Annotated in this window: 11 protein-coding genes and 1 pseudogene; 7 read left to right on the top strand and 5 right to left on the bottom strand. The window is 46.9% G+C overall.

Annotated features, from left to right (window positions below; genetic code table 11):
* Nucleotides 1-291: 291 nt before the first annotated feature.
* Nucleotides 292-858: a 3'-5' exonuclease gene (locus AKL25_RS24005; protein ID WP_083444856.1), complete on the bottom strand. Its 567-nt coding sequence runs from the start codon at nucleotides 856-858 to the stop codon at nucleotides 292-294.
* Nucleotides 859-922: 64 nt separating this feature from the next.
* A complete protein-coding gene (locus AKL25_RS23440; RefSeq protein WP_050480116.1) occupies nucleotides 923-1393 on the bottom strand; it encodes a 3'-5' exonuclease family protein in 471 nt (156 codons plus the stop codon).
* Nucleotides 1394-1584: 191 nt separating this feature from the next.
* On the opposite strand from AKL25_RS23440, the gene AKL25_RS23435 reads away from it, so the two are divergent.
* The 4 genes and pseudogenes from AKL25_RS23435 to AKL25_RS24825 form a co-directional block, all read left to right on the top strand.
* Entirely contained in the window at nucleotides 1585-2238 is a 654-nt protein-coding gene (locus AKL25_RS23435; protein ID WP_050480115.1) for a heteromeric transposase endonuclease subunit TnsA, read from the top strand.
* A complete protein-coding gene (locus AKL25_RS23430; RefSeq protein WP_050480114.1) occupies nucleotides 2231-4135 on the top strand; it encodes a helix-turn-helix domain-containing protein in 1905 nt (634 codons plus the stop codon). The genes AKL25_RS23435 and AKL25_RS23430 overlap by 8 nt, the downstream gene beginning before the upstream one ends.
* A 1-nt stretch (nucleotide 4136) precedes the next feature.
* Nucleotides 4137-5033: a TniB family NTP-binding protein gene (locus AKL25_RS23425; RefSeq protein ID WP_050480113.1), complete on the top strand. Its 897-nt coding sequence runs from the start codon at nucleotides 4137-4139 to the stop codon at nucleotides 5031-5033.
* A 2-nt stretch (nucleotides 5034-5035) separates the two neighbouring features.
* Nucleotides 5036-5482: pseudogene (locus AKL25_RS24825) on the top strand (TniQ family protein); the annotation flags it as partial.
* Nucleotides 5483-5759: 277 nt separating this feature from the next.
* Here AKL25_RS24825 and AKL25_RS24705 read toward each other — a convergent pair.
* The 3 genes from AKL25_RS24705 to dgt form a co-directional block, all read right to left on the bottom strand.
* Nucleotides 5760-5945 carry a hypothetical protein gene (locus tag AKL25_RS24705; RefSeq protein WP_240475845.1) on the bottom strand — a complete coding sequence of 62 codons (186 nt, stop codon included), beginning with the start codon at nucleotides 5943-5945 and terminating at the stop codon, nucleotides 5760-5762.
* 284 nt (nucleotides 5946-6229) lie between these two features.
* Nucleotides 6230-6781, bottom strand: a complete 552-nt coding sequence (locus AKL25_RS24370; protein ID WP_157050744.1) for a primase 1D-like protein — start codon at nucleotides 6779-6781, stop codon at nucleotides 6230-6232.
* A complete protein-coding gene (gene dgt, locus AKL25_RS23420; protein ID WP_083444854.1) occupies nucleotides 6778-8274 on the bottom strand; it encodes a dGTPase in 1497 nt (498 codons plus the stop codon). Before dgt ends, AKL25_RS24370 begins: the two co-directional genes overlap by 4 nt.
* Before the next feature lie 361 nt (nucleotides 8275-8635).
* On the opposite strand from dgt, the gene AKL25_RS24820 reads away from it, so the two are divergent.
* From AKL25_RS24820 to AKL25_RS23985, 3 genes are all read left to right on the top strand, one after another.
* Nucleotides 8636-8965, top strand: a complete 330-nt coding sequence (locus AKL25_RS24820; RefSeq protein WP_083444853.1) for a helix-turn-helix domain-containing protein — start codon at nucleotides 8636-8638, stop codon at nucleotides 8963-8965.
* Between the two features lie 48 nt (nucleotides 8966-9013).
* Nucleotides 9014-11251, top strand: coding sequence for a UvrD-helicase domain-containing protein (locus tag AKL25_RS23990; protein WP_083444852.1), 2238 nt, complete (start codon nucleotides 9014-9016; stop codon nucleotides 11249-11251).
* 13 nt (nucleotides 11252-11264) lie between these two features.
* On the top strand, nucleotides 11265-11900 hold a 636-nt coding region (locus tag AKL25_RS23985), incomplete at its 3' end, for a PD-(D/E)XK nuclease family protein (protein ID WP_167541931.1).

Below are 11900 nucleotides of genomic sequence, written 5' to 3'. Positions count from 1 at the left end.
AACGTGGGTCAATTCTCGGTGCAAATTATGCGGCTAAGTGGGTCAATTTTCGACGCAAATCAACAGGGGTCAATTTGCATGCAACTGACCCATATCAATGGCTCTCCCATCTAGCTAGTTCCGTGCGTTGCGAGAGAAATCGTTTGCATCTATGGTTCTATCTCGATTGGTAGTTGAACGCTCAATGTCTGACCCACATACAAATGTACCCGCCCCTGTTTGTATAACCAATAAATATATTCGTCATAGTGAATGTCTGAATCGCTATGGTGTGACGAAGAATTTAGTTTTCTAGCCTCGCGGTGCCAATAGCTGTTGCGCAAAGACCCACGGAAGTAGCCGAGCAACATTAATCGCATCGTCAAGCGCTCGATGATGGGCACCTATAATCCCAAGCCGCGTCAGTTCGCACGCCTTTGCCATGCCAATCTCTTTTCCAATACGTTGAGCTTTGGCGAACAGTTTCTTCGCATTTAAATGAGGCAGAGTGATCGGTGCTGTGATGCCATGGCGAACGCTATCGCGCACGATCTGTTTGTTGTCATAAGCCCCCCAACTTGTCCAGTTCGACGTCGATGTCGCATATTGCCGAACAAATCCACTCAGTAAATCTGCTGCTTCTGGAAATCGGGGAGCGCTATCAACATTGCCTTGCGAAATTCCTGTTAGGTCGCTACAAAATTTAGTTAATCGTGGATTTAGAATAGGACAGACGAATGACTGAAAACGATCAAGCACATGCCCATCGGGTGCCACCCAACAAGCACCAATTTCAATCGTCTCCATTTCTTCGGTGGAGATTGTCCCGTCATCAGAGCAAGTAGCCTCCAGATCAACAACGAGAATAGGATCGTTCATGTTCGTCCCTTCTGGAAATTGGATTGAAATACTTACGATGGACACAAAATCACATTGATCTCAATCAATAAGTGACGTCTGGCCGTTCCCGATAAGCAAAGCGATTTGCTCTCGCGTCGTACAACGCGTGATGTTCAGGAAGAGCATTTTTCTTGTGGTATTCGTAGCAGAGCAATTCATTGATGTGTCGATTGACATTTTTTTGTCCGCACCAAGCCGGTACTCTGTAGTCGATGGCATCGATGAATAGATCCCAATCTGTCTGGAAGTCAAAGCAGATTTCCAATACTCCGTGTTGAGCATTCATCGCCACTAACCATTCGACTAATCTGCCAGATAGCGCTTCCTTCGAACAAGAAGCGTTAGGAGATTTCCCAAGCAACGGGATCACAGCTTCCCGCACGAATGCACTGCATTCGGCATCTGGATAGGGAATCTCAGCGTAAAACTCCGCGCCGGTCTCCGCAACCATACCAATGCTAATCAGAGAGGGATGCACGAAGTCTGTGAACTCAGTGTCGATAAATATTTTCAAAATGGCTCTTTTTAAATGGAAGTTTCGTCATACCCATCAGGATGGATTTTATGGGTTCCCACTGCAGAGAAGGTATCTGAAAATAAATTCTACATATCTGTCTTTTTATACGCGAATGTGACTATAAGCGATTGAAAGAGTTTACTTAACTCGCTAGTATTTTTCGGTTCTTCTTTTTACAAAGGAGTTGTATGCCGGTCCGAAAAATACCTAAAAACTACCTGGGCGTGACTGGTGGCTTTTCCAGCCAGAAGAATGGCGTGATGCTTGGCTTTGAGTCTCTGTTAGAAAAAGAATACATGCTTCTGCTCGAATTTGACGAATCAGTTTCTAGATTTGAAGAGCAGCCAGTAACGGTCAGAATATCCGGCTCCGCCAGAATCTACACTCCGGATTTGTTGATTCATTTTCACGATTCTGAATACATCCGTCCTTGTCTGGCAGAGATAAAACATACAGACGATCTCACAAGGAACGCCAGCAAATATGCTGAAAAATTTGAGGCGGCCAGAAGTTATGCCGACAGCCATGGCTGGGAGTTCCGCATCATCACTCAGCAAGACATTCGGATTCCAAAGCTAGCGAATCTCAAATTCCTACGGGAATACCGGAACATCGATGTGGCCGAGTCTGAAACGGCAACGGTCCTTGATGTACTTCGACAGCTCGGCAATGAGACTTTCTTTAATGTCTTGCTTGATCTCCTCGCTCCCGATGAAGAAGAAAAACTCCATTGGCTACCGATCATTTGGCATTTGATTGTGACACGCACTATCCGCTGCGATTTGGACGTAGCATTTACAGACGATATTGCCATATGGTCGCCGGAGCTTGGCGATGAATAAGCAAGCCAATACTGTTCTTCGACTCGATAAAGGCGCTACCGTCATCAGCAACGATCGCGAGTATGTCATCGTCGCACAAGCCGACTTAAATCTTTTACTGGTACGAGAGCGAGGCTCCGGAGAAAAAGCTCTTCTTAAGATATCCGACCTAAGTAGCAGGCACTTATCGAGCGTAGGGGCTAAGCGTTCCGATGATCGCTCACTTGATCTGTTAGAAACTGACCCGCAAGACTGGCTCATCGCCGAACAGCGCCGAGACTTTATCGAGCCGTTATTGGAGCGTCAAGAACTCGCCAGCGAAGTCGCAACTCGAATCGTCGTCGAAACTGGTGTCAGCCGCGCCACTCTTTATCGCTGGGTCCAAGCCTTTCGCAATACGGGACTGCTTTCATCTCTCTTACCGACCAAGAGAAGTGGAGGTCGTGGCAGAGGCCGCCTCTCAAAGGAAGTAGAAGGCATCATTAAAGATTGCATAGAAAATTACTATCTGACGGATCAAAAGCGGTCCGTTGCTGCGACAGCTGAAGAAGTCCGGCGCCTGTGTTCGAATGCTGGTCTCGCCTTGCCCCATCCACTGACGGTCCGTAAACGCATCGAATGGCTCACCGATAGAGAGCGTGTTGCTCGACGTGAAGGACCTCGCGTCGCCGAACAACACTTCGACCCGAATATCAGCAGTATTCCTGATGCAGATTGGCCGCTAGCGATGGTTCAGCTCGATCACACTCTGTTACCGGTCATGATTGTTGATGAGGCCTCCCGCCTCTCTATCGGTCGTGCCTGGATCACCTTGGCCATCGATGTGAACAGCAGAATGACATTAGGTATGTGTCTCACCCTCGATCCACCATCTGCCATGTCGGCCGGGATGTGCATTTCTCACGCGATTTTGGGTAAAGAAAAATGGCTGGCCGAACTCGGCGAAGAGGTTGATTGGCCGTGCTGGGGCGTCATGGGGACTCTACATATGGACAATGCGAGAGAGTTTCGAGGTGACATGCTGAAGGTAGCCTGCGCAGAATACGATATCGACCTGCATCTGCGTCCAGTCAAGAAGCCTCGCTATGGCGCGCATATTGAGCGCCTCATGGGTACTGTATCGGAAGCTCTTAAAACCTTGGACGGTGCGACATTCTCTGGTCCCAAAGAAAAGGGTGAATATGATTCTGAGATTCGGGCATTGCTCACTTTGTCTGAGCTCGAGAAGTGGTTAGTGCTTTTCTTCGGCCGCTACCACCTCCGCGTCCATGCCGGCCTCGGCACGACGCCCCTACAGAAATGGAGAGAGGGCCTGCTCGGTACCAAGGGGAAGCCTGGCCGCGGCTTGCCGGCACGTCGGCTCGACGAAGAAAAGATACGGCTTGATTTCATGCCTTTTGAAGAGCGTACGATTCAGGACTATGGTGTTGTGATCGACGACGTCCATTATTTCCATGATGTTTTGCGCCCCTGGATAAATGCGCCTGACCCTAATTTCCCTCGGCATCGCCGGAAGTTTCGTTTTAAGCGAGATCCACGCGATATCAGTCATCTCTATTTCTTCGATCCGGAAGTGAGGCGTTATTGCGCTATTCCATATCGAGACTTGAGTTTGCCTCCAGTAAGCATTTGGGAATTACGCGACGCCAAGGAGCGTGCGCGTGAGCGCGGCATCTCTACTGATCATGAAAAGGAAGTGTTCGCTCTAATCAACCGACAGCGTGAACTGGAATCTGACGCAGCACATAAGACCAAGGTAGCGCGGCGCCAGGTCCAGAAACGCATTGAGCACGACAAAGCACGCAACAAGAAGAATGTTGAGCTTCCGACTGTCACCAGTCCGGTAAAGACCACGCCACCTCCAGCCGTGCGCGGATACGATCCATCCAGGGCAATCCCTTTTGACGACGAGTACTGATATGTCGACAACCTATTCTCATCTCAACGAGGTCGCGTCCGGACAAATGAATCTGTCAGATGCAGATCGGATACAAGCAATCCGGCAGGGCTTCTGGTTGCCGTATACCCGCGCAAAGGAAGTGATCGCGAAGATGGAGGATCTGCTCAACTATCCTCGCATTACGCGCATGCCCAATATGCTTCTAGTGGGCCCATCATTTAGCGGGAAAACCTCGATCCTTGAACGTTTTGTTGAAATGCACCCGCCCGATACTGATCCAGAAGGTGAATGTACGATCTGCCCGGTACTGATGATTGAGGCACCGAGCAAACCAGACATTTCGGATTTTTATAGTCGCATCCTACAGGCCCTGATGGCACCGTATAAGCCAACAGCTTCCGTGGCCGAACGTTATTACCAGGTCAAACTTCTGTTTTCGCAGTTGAAGGTTCGTTTATTGATTATTGATGAAATTCAGCATTTGATTGCAGGTAGCTTGAACCGGCAACGTGAGTTTCGCAATGCGATTAAAAGTCTCGGAAATGAGACCAAGATAACCATCGTGGCGGCTGGAATTGAAGACGCGTTCAATGCGTTCAACATGGATCCACAAATGTCGAGCCGGTTTATGCCGGCAATTCTTAAACGATGGCATACCGATGAAGCCTTCGGTAGCGTCTTAGCGACATTGGAGAGGCGAACGCCCTTGAGATATCCATCTCATCTGATTGAACCAGGAATGATGCTGAAGATACATTCGCTGAGCGAGGGCATGCTTGGTGACTTCTGCGATTTAATTAAAACTGCGGCGATTGATGCGATTCGTAACGGGTCGGAGAAAATATCTCTTCAGCAATTGGATGAGTTGGAATGGTCGCCGCCTTCCAAACGTAAGCAATACGTTCACTTTAGCTGAGTATGATTCGCGGCCTGACCTCTCCCATCTGGCCGATTCACTACAAGCCATTGCCTGACGAATTACTATCCAGCTGGCTGGTGCGCCTGGCTCATGGCCATGGATTAAAAGTCCAGACATTTTGTAATCTAATCTTTGGCAATAATCAGCAGGTGTGGAATCGCGATATAGATCGGTTGGCTCCTACATGGCTGCTTGGCCAACTCAGCTATCGAACAGGAGCGGCTCCAGAGATAGTTTGGAACACGACACTTCGGGCGTATGAGGGTCTCCTTTACGGGAAATTCAGAATGTCAGGCACACTACCCTGGATTCTGGCCCTGAAAATGTATCATCGCAAACGAGAAGGATATGGTCTGCAATTTTGCCCAACTTGCTTAGCCGAAGATGCTATCCCCTATTTCAGGAAGCGCTGGCGGATTGCATTTAACACTCTGTGCCTTCAGCATAAATCCATGCTTCTTGATCGGTGTCCGAAATGCAGTATGGCTGTCGCAATCCATCGTGTGGACATGATCAGATCGCAGCTAACAGAAATTACACCCGTGTGCTGCTGTCATGAATGTGGTTATGATTTTCGACAGGCACCAAAGATCTCCATCTCGTCGTATGACCACCAGGCATTATCCCTGTTACTAGACGCCAATCGCATGATCCATGATGATTTTCGCGAGGATCAACGGTGGCGACTTGAACATTACGAAGTTATGCGCCAACTATGTCGGGTCATGACAACGCGCTATAAGCACGTTTTTCTACGTAAATTTGTGTTGGAACAGCTTGAGGCTCCAGACCTCCCATTGACAGAAGGAAGAATTTCTTTTGAAATGCGACCGATCCAAGAACGACATCACCTAGTTCAATTGACGTCCTGGTTGCTTGTTGACTTAAAACCTCGAATAACGGCTGCATGGCTGTCTCATGCAGTTCGATACAGCGTCCTTCTAAAAGACTTCGAAGATGCTCCAAAATGGTATCTAGAAATCGCCCGCGACCTATCCAATTGGAGAGACCGATTACTGTAGACAGATCAATTCCATCCGTTACTTAGATTCATGCATACGTCATCACCATCGTCCGAGCAACACGGCGTGGAGGATTTAACGCGAGCTTTTCTGTAGAAATAGCAACACTCATACAGAATTAAAAACTGGAGGAAGATGCTCTCGATAATTAGCGATCTGGAGAACGATGATCTAACCCGTAGGAAGTTTTAAGGAGTGGAACGAATTGGCACTCCATCTTAGTGAAGAGTAACCTGCCAGCAATCTATGCCCCACCCATCGCGTGTCGATCAGAGGGGATTCTCCGGGTAAATTTGCAAGCAAGATTAATCCCATGAACGATATCCAGTTGGCGTCTGAAATGGGCTCAATACCGTAGCCATGGAACGATCGTCCACTATCATATAACCGTAATGTGATACCGCTGCTTTCGTATATCCAGGAGATAAATTTTTGGGAAATGGTATCTGTGGTACAAAAATCGACCATGGGAATATGTTTTATCCCGTTGCCCGTATCAATAGCAGAATGCAATGCTATCTCGTGATCCGTTGGCAGTTCCCCTATCCGATCTGTAAGCCAAGAATCTGTTATTTCACCCAATCTCACAGTAAAGATTCTTCTCTCGTCCTTGACTTGCTGGGGAACATATTTATAGCTAGAGAATGTCATTAACGCATGATCACCTAACAAGGATTTCCATTTCTTCGCCAAGAGGATCGGATGATAATCGTAAATGCTCATATTTTTCTACTTCCTCCTTCATAGAGACGACCGTATGTAACAATTGCAAAATCGTCGGTCATTCCAGAGAGAAAATCCACCAGCAAATGGGATCTTGCAACCCACTCAAGCATTTGGTATTGATCCTCACGAAGTTTTTTTGTTTTTTTCAACTCGGCTATTGCGTGTTGGTACACCTTCAGATGTTTTCGCGGTAGGAAGCTATTTAAGGTCGGCGCTAACGCCATACCCAAGGTGGTCGGCGCCTTTTTATTTATTAACAATGCCTCGGCCTCAATACTACTGAGTTCCAAGATGATTCCGAATTTGTCTAGTATCCCCGAGATCACTTGGTATCCGACCAACTCTCGCTCCCTCACCACTGAACTGCAATATAGATATTCGTTCGAAAAACTACCTATGACGTCTAGCAAGGCTTTTGCCGCTTTTGACCCTCTCAACAGAGAAAAGTATTCACCAGCATTTATTTTCGTCTCCTGCTTAAAATAGAGGGCGCATGCCCGATCTACCAGGTTGTTAGTTACCGCAGTTCTAAATTTGACAAACCACGAGGAGCCTTCCACTTTTTGTCCTATGGGAGGGAGAGCTCCAAGCATTTCTCTTGCGTACTTGTTACTTGTCAAGCGAGACAATTTAGATCGCAAGGCGTCGATTACATCTTGGTTTCTTACAACTGCTTTTTCCAAAGCATCCTCAATATCGCTTAGGCAATAAGATATGTCATCCGCAGCTTCCATGATGTATGCGAGAGGGTGCCGAGCAGAAGGAAGAAGTCCGAGACTATTTTGTAGTTTCTCTAAGATTCCTTTCTCACTGTGAAAGACCCCCGCCTTTTTAACTAATGTACCGTTTTGTTTTGTACCTATTTTTTCCGGTGTCCACGGATATTTTAAAGTGGCGGCCAATTGGGTGTAAGTCAGGTTGTATCCGAACTCATCAGTGACCCACTGTAGGCGCGTAGCAATACGAAATCCCTGTGGATTCCCATCGAAAGCAGTGAAGTCTTTATATAGTTTTAAAAATTCTTTTTGAGACTTCTTCCCAATTTTTTCGCAGAAATGGTTCTCTCTTATCGCGAACCACTCTCTAATGGAAGCTTCTCCAAAATGCCCAAAGGGCGGGTTCCCGAGATCATGTAGTAGACACGCAACTTCGACAAAAGTTATGAGCGCGTTTGCCCTTTGATGCGCCTCTTCATCCCCGTAAGTGCCCAAATGTTGTTCGGACAATAGCCGATCTGAAATTTTTTCGGCGATGTATCTCCCAATGGACGCAACTTCAAGAGAATGGGTTAAGCGGGTACGTACTGCAGCGTTCCAATCTTGAGAGAAGACTTGCGTCTTGGATTGCAAGCGACGGAAGTTTGTCGAAAAAAGTACCCGACCGCGATCGCTCGACGCTTGCATGGACAAACTACGTCCCGCCGGCCCTGTTGAGGATCGTTGTCTCAGATCCGATAATAGTTTTTTGTAATTTATGGTGTTCGATGGCACAACATTCCCCCTAGAATCGACCGACCGTCTGCGAGTCCTCCCTAGGACCCTGCTCGTTCAGGCAGCAGCTAAAGCTTAAAGCATTTTTGTCAGCTCTCCTATCTACAGTCCTCTTGCAAAATTAAACTTCACATTTGCATGATCGCCCGAATTAGGTATCTATCAGGCTTACAAATGTTATTCCCGGCTCGTCGTTTTAGATTCACCTACGGATCATCTTTTGATTCTATGTGAGCGGATAGCCTGTGCTAATGAAAAGTAATCTCTACAAGATTATAAATATTAGTAAGTAATCTCTGTGAGTAGTTATAAGAAACATTCAATGTCTATTAAATATAAAAAATAGACATTGGGAGATTACATGCACGACGTAAGGCAGTTGGTGGGTAAGCGAGTACAACTTCTCCGAAAACGAAAAGGCTACTCACAAGAAGCATTAGCAGGGCGAATCGGAATCGACACTAAGTCCCTGAGTCGTTTAGAGCGAGGAGCTCACTACCCATCATTGGAAACGCTTGACCGTATTCGACTTGAGTTGGACGTTGAATTGAAAGATTTTTTTGATTTTACGAACGAACCATCCGCTGAAGAAATGCGGGACTATCTCATACGAACTGTGAGTAGCGCAGATTATTCAGCGTTAGTGCAAATGGTTAGTGTGGTTAGGGGGACCATTCGAGGAAAGGACTAATTCCGCGATGAACAACGTTTTTCATATCAATAAAAACGCTTACGAAAAATGAAAATAGACCAATTGTTGTTGATACTTTTTCCACCAAACTCAAACAAACAACCGACGACCGAACAACTCAGCATTTTAAAACACCCCGCTGGACCAGCATGGGTGTTGGCAGGTCCAGGTTCTGGGAAAACGGAAGTGTTATCGCTAATGGTACTCCGCTTACTCTATGTTAGTGACGATCCCATTCAGAAGTTATCGATATCTCCAGAGTCAATATTTGTCACGACGTTTACTGATAAGGCTGCACGAAACTTGGAGGACCGTATTGGTCAGTATAGAAAGCAGATTATCGCTGCTCACCCAGAACTAGAGTCTGTTGACATCTCCAAACTTCGCATTGGCACCCTTCACGGCCTCTGCAACGACCTCCTTCAAGAATTCCGAGCACCCAATTATCAAAACGTTCGGCTGATGGATGAGTTTGAACAAGCAATGTTTATATACGAACATATGAGCATTGTTGCTTCGAAGGATTTCTCCGCTGACCAGCCTTTTTGGGAAGCTTTCGACTACATGTTTACGCCGCAGGAATGGAAGCCCACTTATGACCGTTTGCCGAACAAATGGGTACGAACCAGCAAACTGATAACCCTGTTTAATCGAATTGTTGAGGACAACATTAACATCGCAGCAATGCGAGCTGCCAGCCCGCATTGGGCACGCCTAGCCGATCTATATGATGAGTATGTCACGAAACTCATTAAGGGTCATCGCTCGGACTTCGCGCATCTGCAATCACGCTTCCTTGAATTTCTACCCACTCCTTTAGGGCGAGCAATGCTCGATGGAGAAGGAACCGGAAGACCTGGTATTGAGTGGGTGCTGGTAGACGAATATCAAGATACAAATCTCATCCAGGAAGCCATTTACATGGCTTTAGCACATCGCAGTCCTCATAATATTGTTGTAGTTGGAGACGACGATCAAGCTATGTATCGCTTTAGAGGGGGATCTGTTGAATGTATGGTGACATTTGATCAGGCTTGTCAGGTCTACCTTGGAATTGCTGCTAGTGCAGTGAAGACGTATCCTCTGATTGGAAATTTTCGCTCTCATCCCGAAATCGTCGAATTTTGTAACACCTACGTTACAGCTTTTCAGACGATGAACATACCCGGTGCACGAGTGCCCAGCAAACCTCTGATGCAATCAAAGTCACGGATCGCCGGAAAATATCCAGCTGTTGGAATTTTGACTGCAAAAACTGCTGACGACACAGCAAATGAATTTGCACAGACAATAGTTGACCTAATCCGAAATGGAGTGGTCACCGATCCTAGCCAGTGCTGCCTATTGCTTACCAGCACGAAAGAGACGCCAAATAATGCGCAAAAATATGTGGAAGCGTTAAGACGGCATGGTCTAAAACCGTACAATCCACGCAATAAGGCGTTTCTCGAACAGCAAGAAGTGTCTGCAATGCTTGGTGCCATTTCTTCTTTGATTGATCCTGATGGTATCTACATTCCCCCTAAACCAGATGAGTTGAATGAGTTCATTCTAATGTGCAGGATGGCCTATCAAGAATTACTGCCCTCTCATCCTCCCCTTAAAGATTACATTGACCGAAGCGTTGCCGCATTCTCAGATAGACCAGGCGCATATGTTAATTCGACCCTTCAAGAGATTGTCTATTATGTTTTAAGTTGCTCCCCCTTCGATGGTTGGCATGCAGATCCTGAACGACGAGTTCGCCTAGGAAAGCTCACAGCTCTTTTTGAAGCATTTGCCTCCATGCCGGTGCCAGAACGGGACAAGGTCCAGCGTGGGAGTATGAGGGTAGACCCTGAGTCCCCGTACACAATTCATCGGGGATGGGTACGAGGTTTTTATTCATTATTTTTTGGATATTTGGCACGCACTGGATTCGATGAAGTCTCCGATGAGCAGATTATTTGCCCTCCGGGTTACGTGCCTGTTATGACAATCCATCAAGCTAAAGGGCTTCAATTTCCATTTGTTTTTGTGGGTCATATCAGTAAAAAGCCTGCGGCCAGTGCTACGCACCGGCTAGAGTCGGAGTTAGGTGCATTCCCGGGAAATCCAGCTCGCGCCTTTTCTCGCCCAACCGCCGCAGTTCGAGCTGAGCTTGATCTAATTCGACAATTCTACGTCGCCTATTCACGCGCGGAATGGGCTCTTGTTATGGTGGGCTCGTCTGCGCAATTGACTGGAGGAGGGGTCCCCTGTGGCCCCGAAAAAAATTGGTTACGTCGCAATGTTCGTCTTCTCTAAGCAGGTGTGAACTATGAGCAAGTGGAAAAATTTTCAAAGCATACGGGTTCCCCCGTCCCTAGCCGGAATAACTAGGCCGCGGTTTAGCCTTACCAGTGACATTTTGTCGTTTAGGCATTGCAGCTATCAATACGGACATTTTGGTAACGACGGATTTGTCCCTGCTCAAGCGGCGCAAATTTTCTTTGGCACGGCAATCCATCAAGTCTTAGATCATTGTCACAGACATTATTGGGGGCTCTATGACGGAATATCTAAAGGGACCTTGCCTCAAGATGCCGATATAGAAGAATATTTTGTCCAAGTCGAGAATGCGTTGAAGTCCCATGGCATCCGCCCCGCAAATGCCGCCGTACGTGATCGCGCACTCGTGGTCTTAAAAGCTTTTAACTCTGTTGAAGGAAAGACTCTCTATCCATGTATTCATGACACCGAATTTCGTTTGGAGAGTGATCGATCACAATATGTACTGCGTGGAGTTGTTGACGTCTTGGTTAACGACGGAGAAGACCCTGAGAATCCGGAGAAACGAGAGATTTGGGATTATAAAGGCGCAGAGAATCCAGGCTTATCTCATCAAGATATGCAGGATTATGAATGGCAAATGTGCGTATATGCGGAATTGTATAAAGCAAAATCAGGTGTGTAT

It is taken from the genome of Herbaspirillum rhizosphaerae (genome assembly GCF_001189965.1).
Classification (GTDB): domain Bacteria; phylum Pseudomonadota; class Gammaproteobacteria; order Burkholderiales; family Burkholderiaceae_D; genus Herbaspirillum; species Herbaspirillum rhizosphaerae.
Note: the sequence above shows the minus strand (reverse complement) of the source record. Positions and strands in the feature narration are given on the sequence as shown.

Coding starts and splice junctions, on each gene's coding strand:
- AKL25_RS24005 (WP_083444856.1), bottom strand. CDS start 858: ATGAACGATCCTATTCTCGTTGTTGATCTGGAGGCTACTTGCTCTGAT.
- AKL25_RS23435 (WP_050480115.1), top strand. CDS start 1,585: ATGCCGGTCCGAAAAATACCTAAAAACTACCTGGGCGTGACTGGTGGC.
- AKL25_RS23430 (WP_050480114.1), top strand. CDS start 2,231: ATGAATAAGCAAGCCAATACTGTTCTTCGACTCGATAAAGGCGCTACC.
- AKL25_RS23425 (WP_050480113.1), top strand. CDS start 4,137: ATGTCGACAACCTATTCTCATCTCAACGAGGTCGCGTCCGGACAAATG.
- AKL25_RS24705 (WP_240475845.1), bottom strand. CDS start 5,945: ATGCAGCCGTTATTCGAGGTTTTAAGTCAACAAGCAACCAGGACGTCA.
- AKL25_RS24370 (WP_157050744.1), bottom strand. CDS start 6,781: ATGAGCATTTACGATTATCATCCGATCCTCTTGGCGAAGAAATGGAAA.
- AKL25_RS24820 (WP_083444853.1), top strand. CDS start 8,636: ATGCACGACGTAAGGCAGTTGGTGGGTAAGCGAGTACAACTTCTCCGA.
- AKL25_RS23990 (WP_083444852.1), top strand. CDS start 9,014: ATGAAAATAGACCAATTGTTGTTGATACTTTTTCCACCAAACTCAAAC.